The 22,875-nt window shown below is 63.1% G+C and carries 19 protein-coding genes and 1 pseudogene; 7 read left to right on the top strand and 13 right to left on the bottom strand.

All coding sequences use genetic code 11. From position 1 onward, the window contains the following. Positions 1-167: 167 nt before the first annotated feature. Entirely contained in the window at positions 168-1,838 is a 1,671-nt protein-coding gene (locus Q5Y75_RS19040) for an FAD-binding dehydrogenase (protein ID WP_306200500.1), read from the bottom strand. A 122-nt stretch (positions 1,839-1,960) separates the two neighbouring features. After that, on the bottom strand, positions 1,961-2,206 hold the full coding sequence (locus tag Q5Y75_RS19045) for a TFIIB-type zinc ribbon-containing protein (protein ID WP_306200502.1): 246 nt from the start codon (positions 2,204-2,206) through the stop codon (positions 1,961-1,963). 171 nt (positions 2,207-2,377) lie between these two features. Between Q5Y75_RS19045 and Q5Y75_RS19050 the strand changes: the two genes are divergently transcribed. After that, a complete protein-coding gene (locus Q5Y75_RS19050) occupies positions 2,378-3,073 on the top strand; it encodes a DUF1868 domain-containing protein (protein ID WP_306200504.1) in 696 nt (231 codons plus the stop codon). Between the two features lie 3 nt (positions 3,074-3,076). Here the strand turns inward: Q5Y75_RS19050 and Q5Y75_RS19055 are convergent, their stop codons facing one another. The 3 genes from Q5Y75_RS19055 to gph all read right to left on the bottom strand — a co-directional run bounded on the left by Q5Y75_RS19055 (position 3,077) and on the right by gph (position 6,284). After that, positions 3,077-3,529: an excalibur calcium-binding domain-containing protein gene (locus Q5Y75_RS19055; protein ID WP_306200506.1), complete on the bottom strand. Its 453-nt coding sequence runs from the start codon at positions 3,527-3,529 to the stop codon at positions 3,077-3,079. 378 nt (positions 3,530-3,907) lie between these two features. After that, the gene (locus Q5Y75_RS19060; protein ID WP_306200507.1) at positions 3,908-5,569 is read right to left on the bottom strand and encodes a sulfatase-like hydrolase/transferase; all 1,662 of its coding nucleotides are present in this window, start codon (positions 5,567-5,569) and stop codon (positions 3,908-3,910) included. Positions 5,570-5,600: 31 nt separating this feature from the next. Next, positions 5,601-6,284, bottom strand: a complete 684-nt coding sequence (gene gph, locus Q5Y75_RS19065; protein ID WP_306200509.1) for a phosphoglycolate phosphatase — start codon at positions 6,282-6,284, stop codon at positions 5,601-5,603. 300 nt (positions 6,285-6,584) lie between these two features. Here gph and hemP point away from each other — a divergent pair, with 300 nt between their 5' ends. Next, the gene (gene hemP / locus Q5Y75_RS19070) at positions 6,585-6,752 is read left to right on the top strand and encodes a hemin uptake protein HemP (RefSeq protein ID WP_306200511.1); all 168 of its coding nucleotides are present in this window, start codon (positions 6,585-6,587) and stop codon (positions 6,750-6,752) included. Further along, a complete protein-coding gene (locus Q5Y75_RS19075; protein WP_306200513.1) occupies positions 6,749-7,195 on the top strand; it encodes a hypothetical protein in 447 nt (148 codons plus the stop codon). Before hemP ends, Q5Y75_RS19075 begins: the two co-directional genes overlap by 4 nt. Here the strand turns inward: Q5Y75_RS19075 and Q5Y75_RS19080 are convergent. From Q5Y75_RS19080 to Q5Y75_RS19105, 6 genes and pseudogenes are all read right to left on the bottom strand, one after another. Next, on the bottom strand, positions 7,192-10,242 hold the full coding sequence (locus tag Q5Y75_RS19080) for an aminotransferase class III-fold pyridoxal phosphate-dependent enzyme (RefSeq protein WP_306200515.1): 3,051 nt from the start codon (positions 10,240-10,242) through the stop codon (positions 7,192-7,194). The two genes, Q5Y75_RS19075 and Q5Y75_RS19080, sit on opposite strands and share 4 nt — an antisense overlap. Before the next feature lie 77 nt (positions 10,243-10,319). Next, a pseudogene (locus Q5Y75_RS19085) lies at positions 10,320-11,195 on the bottom strand (NAD(P)-dependent oxidoreductase); the annotation flags it as partial. 73 nt (positions 11,196-11,268) lie between these two features. Then, positions 11,269-11,658 carry a Cu(I)-responsive transcriptional regulator gene (gene cueR, locus Q5Y75_RS19090; RefSeq protein ID WP_306200517.1) on the bottom strand — a complete coding sequence of 130 codons (390 nt, stop codon included), beginning with the start codon at positions 11,656-11,658 and terminating at the stop codon, positions 11,269-11,271. After that, the gene (locus tag Q5Y75_RS19095; protein ID WP_306200518.1) at positions 11,655-13,940 is read right to left on the bottom strand and encodes a heavy metal translocating P-type ATPase; all 2,286 of its coding nucleotides are present in this window, start codon (positions 13,938-13,940) and stop codon (positions 11,655-11,657) included. The genes cueR and Q5Y75_RS19095 overlap by 4 nt, the downstream gene beginning before the upstream one ends. An 89-nt stretch (positions 13,941-14,029) precedes the next feature. After that, positions 14,030-14,785, bottom strand: coding sequence for an aspartate/glutamate racemase family protein (locus Q5Y75_RS19100; protein WP_371933288.1), 756 nt, complete (start codon positions 14,783-14,785; stop codon positions 14,030-14,032). Between the two features lie 9 nt (positions 14,786-14,794). After that, on the bottom strand, positions 14,795-15,484 hold the full coding sequence (locus Q5Y75_RS19105) for a GntR family transcriptional regulator (RefSeq protein WP_306200520.1): 690 nt from the start codon (positions 15,482-15,484) through the stop codon (positions 14,795-14,797). A gap of 100 nt (positions 15,485-15,584) precedes the next feature. Between Q5Y75_RS19105 and Q5Y75_RS19110 the strand changes: the two genes are divergently transcribed. Continuing rightward, positions 15,585-17,276, top strand: a complete 1,692-nt coding sequence (locus Q5Y75_RS19110) for a thiamine pyrophosphate-binding protein (protein ID WP_306200522.1) — start codon at positions 15,585-15,587, stop codon at positions 17,274-17,276. Positions 17,277-17,400: 124 nt separating this feature from the next. Here the strand turns inward: Q5Y75_RS19110 and Q5Y75_RS19115 are convergent, their stop codons facing one another. Both Q5Y75_RS19115 and Q5Y75_RS19120 read right to left on the bottom strand, forming a co-directional pair. Further along, complete coding sequence (locus Q5Y75_RS19115) at positions 17,401-18,030, bottom strand: pyridoxamine 5'-phosphate oxidase family protein (RefSeq protein ID WP_306200524.1); 630 nt, start codon at positions 18,028-18,030, stop codon at positions 17,401-17,403. 15 nt (positions 18,031-18,045) lie between these two features. Beyond that, positions 18,046-18,510, bottom strand: a complete 465-nt coding sequence (locus Q5Y75_RS19120; protein ID WP_306200525.1) for a nuclear transport factor 2 family protein — start codon at positions 18,508-18,510, stop codon at positions 18,046-18,048. Between the two features lie 291 nt (positions 18,511-18,801). On the opposite strand from Q5Y75_RS19120, the gene Q5Y75_RS19125 reads away from it, so the two are divergent. The 3 genes from Q5Y75_RS19125 (at position 18,802) to Q5Y75_RS19135 (ending at position 22,872) form a co-directional block, all read left to right on the top strand. Further along, positions 18,802-19,386, top strand: a complete 585-nt coding sequence (locus Q5Y75_RS19125) for a TetR/AcrR family transcriptional regulator (RefSeq protein WP_306200526.1) — start codon at positions 18,802-18,804, stop codon at positions 19,384-19,386. A 94-nt stretch (positions 19,387-19,480) separates the two neighbouring features. After that, positions 19,481-21,259, top strand: a complete 1,779-nt coding sequence (locus Q5Y75_RS19130) for an acyclic terpene utilization AtuA family protein (protein ID WP_306200528.1) — start codon at positions 19,481-19,483, stop codon at positions 21,257-21,259. Beyond that, the gene (locus Q5Y75_RS19135) at positions 21,256-22,872 is read left to right on the top strand and encodes an acyl-CoA carboxylase subunit beta (protein WP_306200530.1); all 1,617 of its coding nucleotides are present in this window, start codon (positions 21,256-21,258) and stop codon (positions 22,870-22,872) included. Before Q5Y75_RS19130 ends, Q5Y75_RS19135 begins: the two co-directional genes overlap by 4 nt. The last annotated feature ends 3 nt before the right edge of the window (positions 22,873-22,875 follow it).

Raw genomic sequence — 22,875 nt, forward strand, 5'->3', positions numbered from 1 at the left:
CGTTATGTTCCATGTTGCTAACATATGGGCGCGGCGCGGAGGGAACAGCCCAAACCTGGCCAATCTAAGGCACAGAGAATGTGTATGAGCGAACAGTCGACTGCGACTTGCAGGAAGGCGCAAGGTCGCGTTTCGCCCGCATGGCGCAGGCTTTGGAAATCACCCTGCTAACCGATGTCAGAGGCGGCAGCGCGCCCTGCGTTACGGCCCGAGAAGATACAGCCGCCCAGAAATGTCCCCTCAAGGCTGCGATAGCCGTGATAGCCGCCGCCGCCAAAGCCTGACACCTCGCCCGCCGCATAAAGTCCAGGTAAAGTCTCCGCCCCGCGCCCCTCTGCCTGGCGGAAACAGCGCCCACCCAGATCGGTTTCCAGCCCGCCCAGCGTCTTGCGCGTCAGCAGGTGCAGCTTGACCCCGATCAGCGGCCCTTTGGAGGGATCGAGGATCTTGTGCGGCTTGGCGGTGCGGATCAGCCTGTCGCCGATATAGTTGCGGAAGGTGCGGATCCCCATGATCTGCTGATCCTTGGAAAACTTGTTGTCCATCTGCCGGTCGCGATCTTCGATCTGGCGGCGGATTTTGCCCGCATCCAGCATCTCGTTTCCGGCAACACCATTCATCTTGGCGACCAGCTCTTCCAGCGTGTCGGCCACAACAAAATCCGCGCCATGTTCCTTGAACGCCTCGACCGGGCCGGTGGCTTTGGGGCCAAAGGCGCGGCCCAGAACCTGTTTCCAGTCGCGGCCCGTCAGGTCGGGGTTCTGCTCGGACCCAGACAGCGCGAATTCCTTCTTGATGATGCTCTGGGTCAGGATGAACCAGGTATAGTCATGCCCGGTTTTCGTGATCGCTTCGAGCGCGCCAAGGCTGTCATAGCCGGGATAGTTCGGCTCGACCATGCGCTTGCCGGTGGCGTCGAACCACATCGAGGATGGGCCGGGCAGGATGCGGATCGCGTGATCGGGCCAAATCGGGTCCCAGTTGCTTACGCCTTCCACATAATGCCACATGCGGTCCTTGTTGATCGTGTTGGCACCGGCATCTTCCGAGATGCCGATCATGCGGCCATCCACATGGGCGGGCACGCCTTTGATCATATGTTCCGGGGGTGCGCCCAGCCGCTTGGGCCAGCTTTGCCGCACCAGATCCAGATTGCCGCCAATGCCGCCGGAACAGACGATCACCGCAGGCGCGCGCAGCTCGAAGTCGCCTACCACATCGCGGTTGGTCTGCTGCCCGCGCGGTTTGTCATCGGGGGCGAGAACCGAGCCCGACACGCCCACACAAGCGCCATTTTCGATGATCAGGTGATCCACCTGATGCCGGAACTTGAAAGTGATTTTGCCTTCCGCTTCCATCGCGCGCGCGCGGGTTTCGAACACCTCGACGGTTCCCGGCCCGGTGCCCCAGGTGATATGGAAGCGCGGTACCGAATTGCCCTGCGATGAGGCATCGACCCCACCGCGTTCGGCCCAGCCGATGATCGGGAAGATCCGGTGACCCATGGCGCGCAGCCAGTCGCGTTTCTTGCTGGCGGCAAACTCCACATAGGCGCGGGCCCATTTCTGCGGCCAGTGATCCTCATCCCGGTCAAAACCTGCAGTGCCCTGCCAATCCTGCCAGGCCAGATCAAAGCTGTCCCTGATGCCCAGCCGCCGTTGTTCGGGGGTGTCGACCATGAACAGCCCGCCGAGGCTCCAGAAGGCCTGACCGCCCAGATTGGCCTCGCTTTCCTGATCCAGCACGAGCACGCGGCGCCCGGCCTCGGCGGCTTCGGTTGCCGCGACAAGGCCCGCAAGCCCGCTGCCGATCACGATCACATCCGACGTCTGGGCCATGAGCTCCCTCCGATAAGCGTACGCTCGCGCGCGTCATCGCACTATTCTCTCGAAGTGCGGTTGACGCAAGTCAGCAGCCGACACTCGCCGCCGGTTATCCCCCCCGCAGGCGCAACGCGCCTTCAGAAGTCGAACAGCTCGTCCAGAAACCCGCCGCGTTTCTTTTTCTTGCGATAGCCGTGATCCGACCGGTCATCGCGGCTGTGCTGGGGAGGTGGTGGGGGCGCGGAATAGGACGCGGACCTGTCGATGATCTTATCGAGCTCTCCGCGGTCCAGCCACACGCCCCGGCATTGCGGGCAATAGTCGATTTCGACCCCGCTGCGATCAGTGATTACCAGCGCGCTTCCATCAATCGGACATCTCATCTCGGTCTCCCTTTGGTTTGTTTCCCAGATGGGAGCGGGGGCCTCGCTTGTCATCTGCGGCATTCGGTACCGGCGCAAAAAGAGGGCCGTTGCGGGCGGTTGAATGCCGATGTCACATGCCGGTAACATCCGCTGGACAGGCCTGCGGCGCATCTTTGATCGGAACAAATCATGAGTCCCAAATCCCTTTGCCCAGACGACAGGTCCGGCCCGCGTCCTGCCTGGAGTGTCGAGAAGTTCGACGATGCCGGTCAGGTGCGTGCGACACCGGGCCTGACCACGCTCTGCCATATCGACCAACGCTCGACCGCTTATGCGGCGCTGTGCCGGGTGGCATCTGGCCTGCGGGCAGGGCCGCACGCCCACGCCTTTGCGTTTCTGCCGCCCGAGAGTTTCCACATGACCGTGTTTGATGGGGTAATCGATTATCGCCGCGACGGCGCGAATTGGCCGTCCGACATGGCTGCGGATGCCTCGATCGATCAGATCGCTGCAAACTGGCACACCCGGCTGCAAGGCGTCCATCTGCCGCAACAGTTCGAGATTAGCGTTGAGGCGGCAGTGGGCGGCTATACCTGCCCGGCGACCGGCGCTGATGCGGCGCAGGAACGGCAGTTGCGAGCCTGCCGGAATCAGCTTGCTGACTGTCTGGGCGTGCGGCGGGACAATCACGACAGCTACGGCTTTCACATCACGCTGGCTTATCAGGTCCAATGGCTCGATCTGCAATCCGCGCAGGATGTTCTGGCGCTTTCAGATCAGCTTTTTGCCGAGAACGGCGCCGATCTGCAGAACATCCAGATCGGACCGGTGGAGTTCTGCCGTTTCGAGAACATGCTTCACTTCGAGCCGCTGCTGATGCTGTAAGGCTCAGGGCCGGATGAATTTGGCGTTGCCGATGGATCGCCTTTCCGTATTCCCAGCAGCAGGTGCGCTTACGCGGGCGGCCTGCACCGTCTCTTCTGCGCCCACTAGGCTGGCGGTGTTGCTCTGCACCTCGCAGGCGACGCCATTGCCGTCGTGGTCGTTGCTTGCGTGGTATCCCGCCATGCCCTCGCGCACCTCAAACACGCCAACCTTGGCGGCGGCCTCGCACCCTGCCATGGCGACCAGATGTTGCAGCGCCTGTTCGGCGGGGTAGGGGCTGGTGCGGATATAGACGCCAAGCGCGGTGCTGCACATCACCAGCGGCAAGCTGGCAATCAACGCAACGATGCGCGCAGGCGACAAGGCCTTGGCGCGCGTTGCAGCGGCGCGCTTTTCGCGGCGCAGCTGACGCTTGAGTGTTTTGCGCTTGGGCCTGAGTTCGCTGAGCTCGGTCATGCGCCCCATATAGGGGCGTGGCGTGGCAAGGGCATGGCATGATTGCGCCGAAATTCGGGTTGGCCGGAAAAGGGTCGGATTTTAACCGGAGGCAAAGCCGATTGAGATCATCGGGAAATAATATCCGACTGAATGATTCAACTATCTGAAAGATAACGATTTTACCCCTTTACCTTTGGCGGGGCCGTACCTAAGTAGACCACACAAGACAAAGCAAGCCAGATTCAGGTGCGCACCAGCAGCAAGCACTCCAGCCACCTTTGAAAGGTCGCCAGACAGCCAGCGAAGCCAGCCGGACCTGAATCAAGCCAGCATCATTTTGCTCCGCCACCCGCTTTGCCGGGTGGTTTTTGTTTGGATTGCCCGGAACTGCGCCTCTCAGCGCCGCCGCCAGTCAGTGGCTTTGCGGTCGCGGTATTTCACTGTCAGCTCCAGCGGTGCATCACTTTCGTCATAGATGCCCAGCACGATGCCGCGCCCGCGCGATTTCGTGCGCATTTCTTCCAGTTGCCGGAGCGAGCGCGTGGTCCTTTGCGAAGGGCGGCGCGCCCAGGCAAAGAGATCCTCATAGAGATCCTCGATCACGTCTTCATGCCCAGGGCTCTCCCCCAGATCGACCAGTTCCCGCGGGTCGTTTTCAAGATCGAAAAGCAGGGGCCGGAAGCCGCCCTCGCAATGGATCAGCTTCCATTTCTCATTGGCGATCATGAACATCACCGCGTCACGCGTTTCCACGCCCAACTGCTCGGTGATCGGTGAGGTGGAATAGTCGTATTCACAGATCACATGGCTGCGGAACGTGTCGCTGCGCAAACCGTGCAGGATCGGCAACAGGCTTTCGCCCTCCAGGATGTGATCGACCGGATCACCGCCCGCGACATCCAGAAAACTCGGGGCAAGGTCGATGCTTTCGACCAGCGCATCGCAGGTGGTGCCACGCGTGGCGTCCGCCTCCGGCGAGGGGTCGTAGATGATCAGCGGCACCTTGGTCGAGGCATCCTGAAAGAACGTCTTTTCGCCCATCCAGTGATCGCCCAGAAAATCGCCATGGTCCGAGGTGAGCACGATCATCGTGTCCTGCATCCGCCCGGTCTCCTCCATCCAGCGCAGCAGGCGGCCGATCTGGTCGTCGGCCTGTTTGATCAGCCCCATATAGGCGGGGATCACGGCTTCGCGCACATGATCCTCGGAAAACGCCTGTCCAACCTTGGTATCCATGAAGGCCTTGAGCACCGGATGTGCCTGCTGCCGCTCGGCGTCAGAGCGGTTGACCGGCAGGATGTGCTGGGCCCCATACATCGAGGCATAGGGCTCGGGCACGATATAGGGCCAATGCGGCTTGATATAGGACAGGTGGCAGCACCAGGGGCCGTTCTGGCTTTCCATGAACTCCATGCCGCGCGTCGTCAGATAGGGCGTTTCGCTGTCGGGTTCGTCGATATTGGCCGGATGGGCCGCGTGTTTGAGGAACCAGCCGGACAGAACGTTGCCCTCCGCGTCCAGGGCCGAGTTCGCAAAATCATGCCAGGGGTTATCGCTGTCATAGCCCTTGCCGCGCAGGTAGTCGTTATAGGCCTTGGCCCCTTCCGGGTCATAAAACCCGTCCGGCCCTTCGGGGCGCATCCCGTCATCGCGTTCGAACACGTCAAACCCGCATTCCGCCACCCGTGCGCCGATCAGAGTGTCGGGTGACAGGCCCAGCCGAGCCATCCCCTCGGCATCGGCGCGCATATGGGTCTTGCCCACCAGCCAGCTATCCATCCCCGCCTTGCGCAGGTGATCGCCGATGGTCAACTCGCCCACCTTCAGCGGTATGCCGTTATTCGAGGCCCCATGGCTGTGCACATAGCGCCCGGTATAGGTCGACATCCGCGACGAGCCGCAGATGGGTGACTGGATATAGGCGCGGGTGAAACGCACCCCGCGCGCGGCCAGCCCGTCGATATGAGGCGTTTGCAGATGCGGGTGACCGTAACAACTCAGGTAATCCCAGCGCAGCTGGTCGAACATGATGAAGAGGATGTTCTTTGCCTTGGCCATCGCGCCTGTCTCCCTGATCGTGACTGCTAGGCTAGTGGCCTTTTGCCGGACTGGAAACGGCAGCGTTAAGCGCTTTGGCAATCATGTCCGGCAACCTGCGACTGTCAGCATAAGCCAGATGGTGGGGCAGGGCGGAGACCGGGCTTTTGCGGTACCCTTCGGTAAAGAGAGCGAAGGGAACGTCGGCACGCTTGGCCGTTTCCGCGTCCACCTCGCTATCACCCACATAAAAGCGCGCGCCCGCGCCCAGCCTGTCAAACACATGCAGCAAAGGGGCGGGGTCGGGCTTGCGCTGTTCCAGCGTGTCGCCGCCGATCACAACCGCAAAGAACCGCGACAGATCGAGCGCGTCCAGCACATGATGCGCCGCGCCCTCGGGTTTGTTGGTGCAGATCCCCAGCGCATGGCCGTTTGCGCGGAAGCTTTCCAGCATGTCGCGCACACCGGGGTAGAGCACCGTTCGCTCGGTTGGCGCGCGCATGTAGTTGTCCAGCGTAATACGGGTCAGAGCGTCATGCTGGCCCATATCGAGCCCGCTATGGGCCATTACCCGCTCGACCAGTTTGGGCAGGCCATTGCCGACAAAACCGGTGATTGTGGGCAGGTCAAGTTCAGGCATCTTCTGTGCCGTCAGCATGCGGTTCACCGCCGCTGCCAGATCCGGCACGCTGTCAATCAGGGTGCCATCCAGATCGAAGGCGATCACCGCGCTCATTGCTGTCCTCCGTTGGGTTGCGACATGGGTGACAGGGACCGGTCAATGTTGCAACCGCATTTGCGCAGGCATCGTTCCGCCGCGCAAAATACAGTTGCAGAACCATGGCTTGACAAATCTTAGTAATTTACTCAGATTAAAGATGAGACTGTCAGCCACCCTCGCCGATTCCGAGCCAGCCAGACATATTCTGAACCATCCAGAGCGCCGGTGTCGGACATGAAACTCAAATCGACCTCTTTGACCGGTCCCGGTGTCGCTTCCTCACCCACCCAATTCAATCGTCACGGAGAGTCCGCCATGAACGCCCCCAACCCGACCCCCACACAGGCCTACCCGGTTCGCATGCTGCCCTCGCACAAGGCCGAGGACCTGACCAAGGGCGGCAATCTCGCGCAGATCGAGCTGGGCGATCAGCTCTATACGCTGCGCATCACCCGCGCCGGCAAGCTGATCCTGACCAAATGAGCGCGCGTCACCGTGGTGGAGAGGTCGTTGGGCGCGTCGACGATCTTGCCCCCGTCGAGGCGGGTGCGGTGCTGTTCCTGCGGATGTGGGGCAGAAATGACCGCGCGCAAGAGGCGCGCGACCTGCGCCTGATGCGCGAGGTTGATGCAGGCTCGCGCGCGCTGGAGACGCTGGAGCGGATTTGCGCTCTCTGTGCCCAGCACGGGCGCAGGCCGCTGATGCGTCATTCGCTGGGGTGCAATTGTCTGGGGGCCGATGAGAACTTCTTCGCCCAGATGATCGGTGCCGCTGCTGATGGCGTGCGCGAGGATGCAATGATGCTGGCGACCCTGATCGTGCGCCCCGATTTCGCGCCCGCTCTGGCCGCCCTGTCCGAAGAGTTCGGCCTCGCGCTCAAGACCATGTCCGGTCCGGTCACCACCGGCGAGCGCGTACTGCACTAGCAGCAACCACACCCATCGTGATGGTGGGTGTGGTCAAATGCGGCGGGCGGGGCGTAGTCGCCCACCTCACCCAGAATGTCCCGCAAGGTGATCAGGATCATGTCGATATCCTCTGCCTCGATGGTCAGGGGCGGGCGGATTTTCAGGATGTTGTCCTCGGGCCCTTCGCTGCCGATCAGGATGCGGTGGTCGCGCATCCGGTTTTTGACATAGGCGCAGATCTCGGTCGCTTCAGAGCCGTCCGGGTTCACCAGTTCGACGCCCAGAAACAGCCCCATGCCGCGCACGTCGCCGACGCAGGCGAATTCACTCTCGATCTGGCGCAAGCCCTCGATCAGCCGCGCGCCCATGCGCCGGGCGTTGTCCTGCAGGCCCTCCTCATCGACGATATCCAGCACTTCCTTCCCGATCCGGCACGACAGGGTTGATCCGCCGAAGGTTGAGAAGAACTCCGGCCCCTGCGCGAAACTGTCGGCAATGGCGCCTGTGGTGACGACCACGCCAATGGGGTGGCCGTTGCCGATGGGTTTGCCCAGCACCATGATATCCGGCACCGCGCCCTGCTGTTCGAAGCCGAAATAATGCTCACCCAACCGCCCCAGCCCGGTCTGCACCTCATCCGCGATACAGACGCCACCGGCAGCACGCACCTTGCCATAGACCGCAGGCAGATAGCCCATGGGCGGGATGATCTGCCCACCGACCGAAGGGAAGGTCTCGGCGATGAAGCCCGCCAGCCCGTGCCCCTTGGCCTGCAACGCGGCAATGGCCGGATCGACAAGATCAGCAAATTTGCGGGCGCGGTCGGGATCATCGCGCCGGAAGCGACCGCGAAAATCGTCGGCCACTTCGACCAGTTCGACCCAATCGCTTGGCCCGATGCCGCCCGGTGCATTGAACTTGTAGGCCGAGATATCGATCGCGCCGGTGGTGTTGCCATGATAGCCATGATCCGGCGTCACGATCCCCTTCGCGCCGCTATGGGCGCGGGCCAGCCGCATGGCCAACTCATTGGCCTCGCTGCCGGAATTGACAAAGAAGCAGACCTGCAGCGGGTCGGGCAGTTTCGACAGCAGCTTATCCGCAAACGCCATCTGCGCCGGATGCAGATAGCGGGTGTTTGTGTTTATCCGGCCCAGTTGCTCGGCGGCAACGCTCTGTATGCGCGGATGGGCATGGCCCACATGCGGCACGTTGTTATAGGCATCCAGATAGGGCCGGCCCCATTCATCAAACAGGTGATGCCGCCAGCCACGCACGATCATGACCGGATCGTCATAGCTCAGCCGCAGATTTGGTGCGAAATGCGCCTGCCTGTCCTGCCACACCGCCTCTTTGGAAGTCGGCAAGTGGGCGGTCTTCTCATCCGGCAGGTTCAGCAGTGCCGCCGGATTCGGACAGATCGCCTGCCAGAAGCTGAGATCATCCGGGTCCGCGACGCCGGGCCATTCTGGTGCCATGCCGTCTGCGGTCAAAGCCAGCTGAAAATGCGCATGCGGTGCCCAGCCGCCATTCTGCTCAGGTGTGCCCAACCGGCAAAAGGCCGAGCCCTGCGCCACCGGATCGCCGGGTTTCAGCCGGTCACAGATTTCGGGGTCGAGATGCCCGTAAAGCGTATAAAATGCATCGCCTTGCGGTGTTTCGTGATGCAGGATCACCACTCCGCCATAATCCAGCGGATCAGAGCGGTTCTCGACCGCCTCAACTCGACCGCTAAGTGGCGCATGGAGCAGGGTCCCCGCAGGCGCAAAGATATCGACCCCCAGATGCACGGTCCGCCGATCCGACGCCCGCCAGGGTCCGGAACGAAAAGCGGGCCCGGTGTAAATCAACCTTGGCTCGTTGTAAGACCCAAGCCAGACCGGTGCATCGGGCACTACTGAGCCAAGCTGCGCCGCATCCTCAACCGGCATGTGGAACGGATCGCGCGGGTAGGTCGAGGTTTCGACCGACAGGGACCCAATCGGAGCCTGTGCCAGATCCTCGCCGATCAGCGCCGGGTATGAGCCGCGATGCGCATCAATATGGTCGCGTACCCGGTCCGCCGCATCCGTGACCGGAAATCCGCAGGCCGCGCGCAGACGGGCCGGGATCAGCCCACCTTTGACCGCAGTGTTTTCCAGAAACCGCCAGGCGGGACCCTGGCTGATCGTCACATAGGGATCATCCGGCGCTTGCAGTGCCATCAGCGCGGAATTGACCACCGACACCGCCAGCCGCATCCGCAGCAGCGGCCAGATCAGGTCCACCTTTTCGACCGAGAGCCGGTTGGCCGCATGATAGCCCTGCACCAGAACCGCCAGCGCCCGTTCAGGGCGCGGATGATCCAGCACCACATAAGCCCCGGCAATGGCCAATTCGCAGACTTTCGGTGCGGCGCACATATCCCCGAAGTCGATCAACCCCGAGATTGCGGTCCGCCCCAATTCGCCCTCGACCAGAATGTTGTAGTCATTGGCATCATTGTGGATCGCCTGTTTCGGCAAGGCGTTCAGCCGACCCTCGACCCGCGCAAAGTCATCCGCGATACCGTTGATTAGTGCGCGCCGAGTGTCGTCCTGAATGACATCCAATTCGCCCTCGATCCAGCGCGCGGCGGTCAGATCCCATTTGAAGTCACGCGTCAGCGCGGGATGGGCAAACCCCTCTAACGCCCGGTCGCTTGCCCCCAAAACCCGCCCGAGCCGCAGGATCAGGTCTTCTGAATGCGGCGTCACTTCGGCGTAACACGCACCCGGCAGCGCCTTCTGCACCCAGACCAGCCGGGCCTGCCCATCGGCATCCGCGATCTCGACCAGCTTGGAGCCATCCAGCGCCGCAACAGGTTTCGCGACGGGCAGGCCGGGTGCCGCCGCGCCAATATGATCAAGCGCTGCGATCTGCATCTGGACCAGCGTCGGCTCACACCCGGCGCGCATCACTTTCAGCAGATAGCGCGCGCCGTTGGCCGCCTCGGCCAGAAAGTTCAGGTCATATTCCCCGGCCAATTGCGTCAGCTCGGCGGCAATGCCCCAATGCCGGTTCAGCGCGTTCATCCAGTGCTGCATCTTGCCTCTTTCACCAAGCGCGGTGATCCGTTCTTAATATGGCCAAAAATGTTTGGGTTGAGTTGCGCCCCCAACCGTCAGCCCATCGCGCGCAATCGTTTGATCAACGAGGAGGTATCCCAGCGCCCGCCGCCCAGTTTCTGCACGTCCTTGTAGAACTGATCCACCAGCGCCGTGACCGGCAGGCTGGCCCCGGTTTCATCGGCGGTGTCCAGGCAGATGCCCAGATCCTTGCGCATCCAGTCGACCGCAAACCCATGCTCGAAATGGTCGTCTAGCATCGTCTCGTAGCGGTTCGACATCTGCCAGCTACCGGCGGCGCCCTGGCTGATCACCTCAACCACCGCGCGGCCATCAAGCCCGGCCTTTTCGGCAAAGTGCAGCGCCTCGCTCAGGCCTTGCACCAGACCGGCGATAGCGATCTGATTGCACATCTTGGTCATCTGCCCTGCACCGCTTTCACCAGTGCGACGGCAAACCTTCGAGTAGACCTGCATCACCGGTTCCGCCTGCGCATAGGCCTCGGCATCGCCACCGCACATGATCGACAATACGCCGTTCTCCGCCCCCGCCTGACCACCCGAGATCGGTGCGTCGACAAAGGCCAGCCCAAGCGCCTTGCCCGCCTCGTAAAGCTCGCGTGTCACCTTGGCGGAAACCGTGGTGTGATCGACAAAGATCGCGCCGGTTTTCATCGCGGCAAAGGCCCCGTCCGCACCGGTGCAAACGCCGCGCAGGTCGTCGTCATTGCCGACGCATGACATCACGAAGTCGGCGCCCTGTGCGGCCTCTGCCGGGGTCTTGCCGAGCGCGCCGCCATGCTGGGCCACCCAGGCCTCGGCCTTGGCGGTGGTCCGGTTATAGACGGTGACCTCGTGACCTGCGGCTTGCAGATGCCCCGCCATGGGATAGCCCATGACCCCAAGCCCGAGAAATGCGACTTTCGCCATGTGACTGTCCTTCCCTTGATCTCACGTCATTGCTGCCCAGAGACAAAGCAAAGCCACGGCCAAAGGGCAAGGCAGATCAGCCCTCGCGCCCCAGATCGCGCAGGATCGGGCAATCGGGCCGCGCGTCCCCGGCGCAGGCATCGACCAGTTCCGTCAGGGTATCCTGCATCGCGCGCAGATCGGCGATCTTGGCCTCGATCCGTTGCAGATGATCGCGCGCGATCCGTTTGACATCGGCGCTGGCGCGGGTGTCATCCTCATAAAGCGCCAGCAGCGCGCGGCAATCTTCGATCGTGAAACCAAGCGCGCGGGCGCGGGCCAGAAAGGCCAGTTTGTGCAAATCCTGTTCGGCGAAGCGGCGATAGCCGTTGTCGTCGCGGTCAGGAGAGATCAGGCCGATCTCTTCATAGTACCGGATCGTCTTGGCGGGCAGGCCCGAGCGGTCGGCGACATCCCCGATATTCATGCGCTCGATGCCTCCGGCTCATGGCTGGGCTGTGGCGCCGGGTCGCCCTGCGAGGGTGATCCGGCGGGCCGGAGGCGGCGCAGGCGTAGCGCATTGGTGACCACGAAGACGCTGGAAAACGCCATCGCCCCGGCGGCCAGTCCCGGAGATAGCAGCGGGCCGCCAAAGACATGCAGCACACCAGCGGCGACCGGGATCAGCAGGATGTTATAGCCAAAGGCCCAGACCAGATTCTGGCGGATATTGCGCATGGTGCGGCGTGACAGGTCCAGTGCGGTCACCGCGCCATTTGGATCGCCGTTCATCAGCACCACATCAGCCGCCTCGATGGCGACATCGGTGCCGGTGCCGATGGCGATGCCCACATCGGCGCTGGCCAGCACAGGCGCGTCGTTGATCCCGTCGCCGACAAAAGCGACTGCGCCATGTGCGTCGCGCAGCACCTCCAGCGCGCGGACCTTACCATCGGGCAGCACCTCGGCGCTCACGTGATCGATGCCCAGCTGATTGGCCACCGCCTGTGCCGTGGCGCGGTTGTCGCCGCTGATCAGGGCGGTTTGCAGACCCATGTCGTGCAGCATGGCAATGGTCCGGGCGGCTTCCGGCTTGATCGGGTCAGCCACTGCCAGAACCGCCGCTGCCCGACCGTCCAGCGCCATATAGACCGGGGTCTTGCCCTGCACGGCCCAGGCCTGACCGGTCGCGCGCAATCCGCCCAGATCGATTGCGTCGCGGTCAAACAGCCGATCCGCGCCGATCAGGACGTCCACACCATCGATCCGGGTGCTGAGGCCCAGCCCGGTGATCGTCTCGAACTGCACCACCTCGGGCAGGGGGCCGGTCCAGGCGCGGGTGATGGCGCTGGCGATAGGGTGTTCCGAGCGCGCCTCGGCAGCGGCGGCCAGTTGCAGTACGTGGTCGCGATCGATGCCCTCGACAACGCTCAGATCGGTCAGTTCGGGCCGCCCTTCGGTCAAGGTCCCCGTTTTGTCGAAGGCGACCACCTGGGCCTCCTGCAGACGCTGCAGCGCGTCGCCCTTGCGGAACAGCACGCCAAGTTCTGCCGCACGTCCGGTGCCGACCATGATCGAGGTCGGCGTGGCCAGCCCCATCGCACAGGGGCAGGCGATGATCAGAACCGATACACCCGCCACCAAAGCCAGCGGCAGCGCAGGGGCGGGACCCCAGAGCAGCCAGCCAGCAATCGCCAGCGCGGCGATCAGCAGCACCGCAGGCACAAACCACATGGTGATCCGATCAACCAGCCCCTGAATGGGCAGCTTGGCGGCCTGCGCCTCTTCGACCATCCGGATAATCTGGGCCAGCACTGTATCCTCACCAACGCGGGTCGCCTGCGCACGTAAGGCGCCGGTGCCGTTGACCGTGCCCCCCATGATCTCGGCGCCATCAGATTTGGCGACCGGAACCGGCTCGCCGCTGATCATGCTTTCATCGACCCGCGAATGGCCGTCCAGCACGATCGCGTCCACCGGAATGCGCTCGCCGGGGCGGATCATCAGGATATCGCCTTTGCGCAGTTCGGATATCGGAATGTCTACGGTTATCCCGTCGCGCTCGACGCGGGCAAATTTCGGCTGCAATCGCAGCAGCGACTTGATGGCCGAGCTGGCGCGGCCCTTGGCACGCGCCTCCAGTACGCGTCCGAACAGGATCAGTACGGTGATCACGCAGGCGGCCTCAAAATAGACATGCGCGGTGCCCTGCGGCAGCAGGTCCGGCGCGAAGGTCGCCACCACCGAATAGCCATAGGCCGCCGCCGTTCCCAGTGCCACCAACGCATTCATGTCAGGCGCACCGCGCACTAGCGACGGGATGCCCTTGGCATAAAATATACGCCCCGGCCCCAGCAGAAGCAGCGATGTCAAAGCGAATTGGATAAGGTTGCTGGTCTGAGTGCCGATACTCTGCTGCACCCAATGGTGAAAGGCGGGAATGACATGGCCGCCCATCTCAAGAATGAACACCGGCAGCGCCAGTGCTGCGGCAATCAGCGTGGTGCGAAGTAGGGCTGTATCCACATCCTCGGCCGGGGCCGTGTCTTTTTCCGCCCGCGCCGGATAGCCCGCATCAGAGACAACCTGTGCCAGCCTGTCCGCATCGGTCAGGCGTTGATCAAAGCGGATGACGGCTTTGCTGGTCGCCAGATTGACGCTGGCCTCGATCACGCCGGGCGCGTCTATCAACGCCCCTTGCGCCCGCCCCACACAGGATGCGCAGGAGAGGCCGGTCAGATGCAGGGTGGTGCTGTGCGATTCGGACATGCGTGTTGGCTTTCGATGTCAGGGACACCGCTCAGATAAGGCCTCCAGTAGCTGGAAGGTCAAGGTTTCCCCGGTCGTTTTTCGGCGTTTTAGCCGGATTGCTGCCCGAAACGCGGATCGTAGATCCCCGAGTCAAAGCGGCGCGGCATCAGGCTGGCCTGAAACCACTGGATCATGGTGTATATCGAAAACACCGGCAGCCCGGTTCTGCGCCTGATCTCGGCGGCATAGGGCACCATGTTGGTGCATTCCAGAATGATCGCCCCGGCCTGCGGCTCGCCTGCGACAATCGCATCTGCGGCCTCCAGCATGTCCTGTCGGCAGGCCTCGAAGTTGATCTCGGCAGCGTCGCCCAGAATGTCGCGGGTAAACACCTGGCCGGCATCGGTACCATAGATCGGCGTGTCCGGCGGGACCCCGGCTGCGGACAGGTGCTCAGGCGTCAGCGTGGCCCTTGAGATGGTCAGGATCACCGGCTTTTGCCCCGGCGGCAACAGGGCCTGCACCATCGGCACCTGCATCAGCGACGAGGTGGCCACAGGAACGCCAAGAGCGGCGCGCAGATCGTCCTGAACCAGCGACAGGAACCCGCAATTGGTTGTGATCCCGTCGCAGCCCATGGCAACCAGATCGCGCCCGGCTTCGATAAAGCCGTCAAGCCGCGCATGTGGATCACCGCGCACGATCCGGTCGGGCGAGGCCCCGCGCACCACCCGGTACTGCACAGGGAAGGGCCAGGTCAGGGCATTGCCCATATCGCCCGGAATGCGCGGGAACTGCGTCTCCAACATCAGGATACCGACGCTGGCGCCATAGACTGTCTTGCCACCTGTTTGCACGGACATGTCGGAACCTCACAGATCGGGAACATAAAGCTGCGCAAAGGCGTCGCGCACGGCCTGCGTCGCGCCTTCGCGCCTGCGTTCGATATGGGCGCGCATCTGAGCGGTGGCCGCGTCGACATCGCGCCTTGCCACCGCCTCGATGATCCTGCGATGGGCCGACACCATGCTCTGCCCGTCGGGTGCGGTTTCACGCAGGCGGCGCAGGTCGATCAGGCGCAGATAGCGGATGCGGTCATTGAGATTATCCAGTATTCGGCTGAGTTCGCCATTGCCGGACAACCGGCAGAGCTGGGTGTGAAACGCCTCATCCAGCGCCAGCAGGCTATCGGCATCGGCGGCGGGGATGTAGGCGGAGGCCACCGCATCCAGCGCGTGCCCAAGTGCTGCGATCGCCTCATCCGCGGCGCGCTGACAGGCCAGCCGCACAGCTTCGGTCTCGACCGCCACGCGCGCCTCATAAAGGTCCATCACCAGTTCCGGCGAGAGCGATCGGCAGAAAAAGCCGCGGCCAGAGCGGAAGGTCAGGAAGCCTTCGGCCACCAACCGGTTCAACGCCTCGCGGATCGGCGTGCGCGAGGCGTTCAGCTGCGTAGCCAGCGCGCTTTCGTTGATGCGGGCATCGGGCTTGAAGGCGAAATCGGCGGCCATGCGCCGCAGCGCCTCATAAATCCGGTCAACATTGCTTTCGGATTTCGCCATGCCCGCTCCTTGGTTCCCTCAAAGAGTAGGTCGGGATTGACATGTGCGCAACCTGTCATTCAAAACTGTATACAATTTTGAATGCAAACGGATGAGTCGCATGGAAAACCGGATGAACGGGGCCGAGGCCATGGTCCGCATGCTAGAGGCACAGGGTGTGCGGCATATTTTCGGGCTCTGCGGGGATACCACCTTGCCCTTCTATGATGCGATGCTGCGGCTGGATCATTCGATCACCCATGTGCTGACCCGCGACGAACGCTCTGCTGCTTATATGGCGGATGGCTATTCGCGTGTGACCGGGCGGGTTGGCGTGGCCGAGGGGCCATCGGGTGGTGGCGCGACCTATATCCTGCCGGGGCTGATCGAGGCATCGGAAAGCTCTTACGCGGTGCTGGGGATCACCACGGATATTTCTGTCTCGTCTTACGGGAAGTATCCCCTGACCGAGGTTGATCAGAACGCGCTGATGGCCCCGCTGACCAAATGGAACATGGTGCTCAGCCGGGCCGATCACATCCCGCGCATGGTGCGGGCAGCGTTTCGGGCGATGACCACCGGTCGATCCGGGGCCGCGCATATCGGGCTGCCCTATGACATCCAGTATGACCCGGTTGATCCCGGTGACATCTGGGCCGACCCGGCAACCGTCACCTATCCGGCCTATCGCCAGTCCCCACCGCCCGGCGCGGTCGAGGCGGCGGTCGAGGCGATCCTGTCGGCAAGATCTCCGCTGATCGTCTGCGGTGGCGGCGTGGTGATCGCGCAAGCTTGGGAGGCACTCGACCGGTTCGCCACGCGGCTGGACCTCCCGGTGGCGACTTCGATCTCGGGGCAGGGCGCGTTGGCTGAAACTCATCCCAACTGTTTGGGCGTTGTCGGCTCGAATGGCGGCACCGACGAGACATGGGAGATGATGGAGGCTGCCGATCTGGTGATCTTCATGGGCTGCCGGGCCGGGTCCACCACCACTGCGCGCTGGGAGGCACCGGGGCTGGGCACGCGGGTTGTGCATTTCGACAGCGATCCGATGGTGATGAACGCCAATTACCGGACCGAAGTGGCGGTTGTGGGCGATCTGCAACTGGCGCTGGAGGAGGCAAACGCGGTGCTCGATCAACGTGGACAGGGTAGCGACGGGTTCGGCGGTGCGGCAGCAGTAGCCGAGAAGAAGGCGCGCAAGTTCGAGACATTCGAGCGCCTTGCGCGCACCACCGATGGCCCGATCCGCCCGGAACAGATCTTCAAGACGCTGATGGAGGTGCTGCCCGAGGATGCCACCGTCGTCTCGGACCCAGGCACGAGCTGCCCCTATTTCTCAGCCTATTACCAACTGCCCAAGCCGGGGCGGCATTTCATCACCAACCGCGCTCACGGCGCGCTAGGATACGCGCTGTCGGCGGCGCTGGGCGCGTGGTTTGGGCGGCCTGCTTCCAAGACCGTGGCGCTGATGGGCGACGGGTCGTTTGGCTTTACCTGCGGCGAGTTGGAAACCGTCTGCCGGGTCGGTGCGCCGATCACCTATCTGGTGTTCTCGAACGCGAATTTCGGCTGGATCAAGGCCAGCCAATATGCCGACAAGGATGCGCGCTATTACAACGTCGATTTCAACCGGACCGATCAGGCCGCAGTGGCCGCAGCCTATGGCGTAAAGTCCTGGCGGGTCGAGCACCCTGATGATCTCGATCGCGTGCTGCGCGAAGCCATCGCCCATGACGGGCCAACCCTTGTCGATGTCATCTGCCAGCCGCTGGAAGAAAGCAACGCACCGGTCCGCCGCTGGATGGGGTGAGCGCCGTCCCTGAAACGCTCCAGTTGAGCGTTTCAGCCGCGAATGGGCGGAGCCCCGGGGACATGCCGCTTGCCATGCGATTTGCAAATCGCGCGGAACCGGTTTGTCCCGGCCCATGGGAGAATCAGTCGCTCGTCCCCTGTTGCGCAAGCGCCCGTTTCAAGGCGGCGTTTTCGATCCTGAGCTGCTCCATCTCTGCACCGATCCTCTGAATCTGCGGCTGCAGCTGCGCCTCGGTGAAGCGTGGCGTGATATGGCTGGGGCAGTTCCAGTCCAGCGCTTCCACATGGATGATCGCAGCGCGTTCCGCGGTTGCTTCGGCCCCATCGGGAAACAGGCTGGCGGCGGCCTCCGCGCCTTCGGAAAACGCCACTCTGCCGAGTATTTTCAGGCGACGCTGGATCGCATAATCCATCAGGATCATCGCGATCCGGTCGTTGCCATCAAGGTTGCCGCGCGAAATATACTGCTTGTTGCCGGTGAAATCCGCGTAACCGATGGTCGTTGGCCCCAGCACTTTCAGAAAGCCCTCCGGCCCGCCGCGAAACTGCACATAGGGCCAGCCGGTTTCGGACACGGTGGCCTGATAGAAGCCGTCGCGCGCCTCGATAAAGGCCTTTTCCGCATCGCCGATCAGATGGCCCTGCTGCGGGCCGCCCTCGATGAATTTGGCATAGGTTTTGGCCGACCCCATCCGTTCCTGATGGGCGCGGACAGCCGGGGTGAAAGTACGTTCCGAAAAGGCGCGCGGCATCTTTTTTGGTCTCCTTCAAAGCCCCAGATCATTCAGGCCGGGGTGATCCTCGGGGCGGGGGCCCTGCGGCCAGTGAAACAGCCGATCGCTGGCGGATATCGGCAGATCGTTGATCGAGGCGATGCGCCGGGCCATGCGGCCATCGACGGCAAATTCCCAATTCTCGTTGCCGTAGGAGCGATACCACATCCCGGCCCCATCGCTCCATTCATAGGCAAAACGCACCGCAATCCGATTACCCGCGCAGGCCCATAATTCCTTGATCAGGCGGTACTGTCGTTCGCGCTGCCATTTCCCGGTCAGAAAGGCGCGGATCTGATCATACCCCTGCAGGAAGTCCGAGCGATTTCGCCATTGGCTGTCCTCGGTATATGCGCCCGTGACAACTTCGGGGTCGCGGCTGTTCCAGGCATTCTCGGCCATCCGCACCTTTTGTGTGGCAGTCTCGACGGTGAAGGGCGGCAGGGGCGGGCGGGTCATCTGCAATCTCCTTCCCGATCAGGCAAGCGATGCGGCCAGGAGAGCCAGCGACAGCAGGGTGACCAACGTCTGATGCGGGATGCGGAGGGGTTTGGTGGGCATGGCGATCCTCATGGTGTACCGATCTGTAAACTTACCTGAAGGTGTACTGATCGGTAGCCTATTTCAAGGGGTAGGCTGCAATTTCTTTTTCAGAGCAGAGCTGGGTCCTGCGAAGAAGCGGAGAAAATAAATGCGATACCTGACCTACCTTGAATTTCCCCCGCCCATAAAGTATGTACTGATCGGTACATGAAAGGCTGCGAAATGCGCCCCAACAAACGTGATGAACTGGTCCGCAAGGCGTTAGAGATTTTCTATCGCGACGGCTTCAACGCCACCGGCATGGATCGGTTGGTGGTGGAAACTGGCGTTTCCAAAACCTCGATGTACAAGCATTTCCGCACCAAGGAGGACCTGATCCTCGCCGCGCTGCGGCTCCGCGATGAGAACTTCCGCAACTCGTTGTTTCGCGAGTGTGAGGGGCGGGCCGACACGCCCGAAGGGCAAATACTGGCCATGTTCGATGTACTGGCTGACTGGTTCGCGCAGGACGGGTTCCGCGGTTGCATGTTCATCAAGGCCAGCGCCGAGTTTCAGGACAAGGCACATCCGATCAACGCCCAGGCGGCGGAACACAAGCGCCTGCTGTTGGGCTGGTTGACCGGGCTCGCGCAACAGGCCGGTTTTGCCGCCCCCGAACAACTGGCGATGCAGATGCTGCTGCTCAAGGAAGGTGCCATTGTCGCCGCCGCCATGCTGGGGGCGGAAGGCCCTGCGCGCGAAGCGAAAGACGCCGCGCGCCTGCTGCTTGATCACGCGCCGAGATCCGGCTGACGGGGCGTCGCTCCTGTTGACCGGATTGGGCGCGCGATCTTACAAATGAGACAGGCGTTCATCGGCGCGTCACCACAGGGAGGAGGATCCGCGGATGGCAGAGACTCTGCGGATCGGAGGGGCTTGCGGCTTCTGGGGTGAAGCCCCGCATGCCACAGCCCAGTTGCTGGCGGGAGGCGTGGATTTTCTGGTTTACGACTATCTGGCAGAGATCACCATGTCCTTGCTGGCGCGTGCCAAGGCCCGCGATGCGGATGCAGGCTATGCACCTGATTTTGTTACCGACGCCGTCACCCCGAACCTGACCGAGATCACGAAGAGCGGCGTGAAGCTCCTGTCCAATGCGGGCGGGATGAACCCGGTCGCCTGCGCCGATGCAGTCCGCGCGGCAATCGATGCGGCGGGGGTTTCTCTGCGCGTCGCGGTGGTCGAGGGCGATGACATTTTGCCCCGCGCCGAAGATTGTGCAGGCGTTAGTGAGATGTTTTCCGGCGCGGCCTTGCCGCAACGGGATCGGATCGCCTCGATGAATGCGTATCTGGGCGCATTGCCGGTTGTTGCGGCGTTGCGGGCTGGGGCGGATATCGTGATCACCGGGCGCTGCGCGGATAGCGCGCTGACGCTGGCGGCCTGCATCTGGCGCTTTGACTGGCCAACGGACAGCTATGATCTGCTGGCGGCAGGGTCTCTGACCGGGCATCTGCTGGAATGCGGCCCGCAGGCAACCGGCGGCAATTTCACCGATTGGGAGGCGGCGGGTGATCTGGCCAGGATCGGCTATCCGATTGCGGAGGTGGCAGAGGACGGATCGATCCTGCTGAGCAAACCGCAAGGCACCACCGGAACGGTCACCCGCGCCTCGGTCGGCGAACAGATGCTCTATGAGATCGGTGATCCGCGCGCATACCTGCTGCCTGACGTGATCTGTGATTTTTCCCGGGTCGCGCTGACGCAGGCCGGGCCTGACCGGGTCTCGCTGACCGGGGCGCGAGGGCACCCGCCATCCGGCCAACTCAAGGTCTGCGCCACCTATCAGGACGGCTATCGCGGCGGCATGGTGTTTCAGATGAATGGTCGCGACGCTGGGCGCAAGGCGCGGGCCTTTGCGCAGGCCGGCCTCGACCGGGCGCGGGACCGGCTGCGGGACATGGGCGCACCGGATTTCACCCAAACCGCGATGGAGGCATTTGGCGGCCATCCCAACGACGGCAGCTATGAAGAGATTGCCTTCAAGGCGGCGGTCCGGCATCCCGATGCGCGCGCGGTTGGTCTGTTTCTCAAGGAGTTGACGGGGACCGCGCTTGCGACGCCACCGGGGCTGCATTTCTTCACCGGGGCAGGGCGCCCGAAACCCTCGCCTGTGGTGGCGCTGTTTTCGTTCCTGATTGATGCGCGCGACATTACCTGTCGCGTGACACTGGATGGTGACGAATTGGCTTTTGCGCCGGACCTTCCCTCGCTCGCGCAGGAAACACCCGAACCGGCCCCGCAACCGCCCGCGCCGGAAACCGACGGCGATCAAGCTACCGTCCCGCTAGAACAGCTCGCCTGGGCCAGATCGGGCGACAAGGGCGACAGCGCCAATATCGGCGTCATCGCGCGGCATCCTGATGCGCTGCCCCATATCTGGGCCGCGCTAAGCGCAGAGGCGATCGAAAAGCTGTTCGAACCCGAACTCAGGGGCGAGGTTCAGCGCTATTTCCTGCCGGGGTCGCACTCCATGAACATCGTGATGACCCGGGTGCTTGGCGGCGGCGGAATTGCCTCGCTGCGCAATGATCCGCAGGGCAAGAGCTTTGCGCAGCGGCTCTTGTCGCTGCCGATCGCCGTGCCCGCCTCCCTGATCCATCGCATGGAAGGTGGGGCAGAATGAGTTTCACCAGCCAGATCCTGACCGGCAGCGAGGCCTATGCCGAAAACCGTCGCGCCATGATCGCGCTGATCGATGAGTTGCGGGGTCTGGAACAGCGGGCGGCAGACCTGTCCGAGCGCCGCCGCGCGCGGATGGAGGCGCGCGGCCAGATGACTCCGCGCGACCGTTTGGCGGCATTGCTGGATCCCGGTCTGCCCTTCCTGCAACTACATTCGCTCGCTGGTTATCTGACGGATAGTGACGACCCGGCGCAATCGGTTCCCGGCGCATCGGTGCTGATCGGGATTGGCTATGTCTCGGGCACCCGCTGCATGGTGGTGGTCGATGACAGCGGCATCAAAGCGGGCGCCATGTCCGAGATGACCGCTGCCGCCTTCCTCAGCGCGCAGGAGGTGGCATTGCGGCAGAAACTGCCCTTCCTGCATCTAGTGGAAAGCGCCGGGGCGAACCTGATGGAATATCGCGTCGATCTTTGGGCCAATGGCGGCAAGCTGTTTCGCAATCTGGCAAGGCTCTCGGCGGCGGGCATCCCCAATCTGGCGGTGCTGCACGGGCCATCGACGGCGGGCGGGGCCTATATGCCGGGGCTGGCCGATTACGTAATCGGCGTGCGGGGCAACGGTATGGCGGCGCTGGCGGGGGCCGCCCTGGTACAGGCCGCAACCGGCGAGGCAGCGGAGGAGCGCGAGCTGGGCGGGGCAGAGATGCACGCCTCGGTCTCTGGTCTGGTCGAATATCTGGCGGGTGACGATGCCGAAGCCATCGCCATCGCCCGCGATGTGGTGGCGCGGCTGGACTGGAACAAGGCGCTGTCCCCTATCCGGCGCGATGCGGCGGCCCCGTTGCATGCCCCCGACGAGCTTGCCGGGGCGGTTCCCGTCGATCCGCGCACGCCCTATGACATGCGCGAGATCGCGCTGCGCATCACCGACGGGTCTGCCTTTCGCGATTTCAAACCGGGCTATGGTGTCTCGACGATCTGCCTGCAGGCCTCGATCTGCGGCATGGCGGTGGGGCTGATCGGCAATAACGGTCCGATCGATCCTGACGGCGCGACCAAGGCGGCGCAGTTCATTCAGCTCTGCGGGCAGGCAGGCACACCGCTGATCTTCCTGCACAACACCACCGGGTTCATGGTCGGCACCCGCTATGAGCAGGCGGGGATGATCAAACATGGCGCCAAGATGATCCAGGCCGTGACCTCGGTCGATGTGCCGCGCATCGCGCTTTATGTGGGGGCCAGCTTCGGGGCCGGGAATTACGGCATGGGTGGTTATGCTTACGAGCCCGATTTCCTGTTTGCCTGGCCCAATGCCACCACCGGTGTGATGGGTGGCGCGCAGGCGGCAGGCACCATGGAAATGGTCGCGCGGGCCGGAGCGCAGCGGCGTGGCGAGGATATAGACGAGGGTAAACTGGCGCGGCAAAGCGCCCTGATCGCCGAGCATTTCGACCGGCAGGCGGGCGCGTTCTATACCTCAGGCCGCTGTCTGGATCATGGTGTGATCGATCCGCGCGATACCCGCCGGGTTCTGGGCTTTTGCCTGCAAACCTGTCTTGAGGCGCGCGCGCGGCAGGTCCGCCCCGGCTCTTATGGCGTTGCGAGGTTCTGAGGT

The sequence above is a fragment of the Ruegeria discodermiae genome (genome assembly GCF_030758345.1).
Classification (GTDB): Bacteria; Pseudomonadota; Alphaproteobacteria; order Rhodobacterales; family Rhodobacteraceae; genus Ruegeria_C.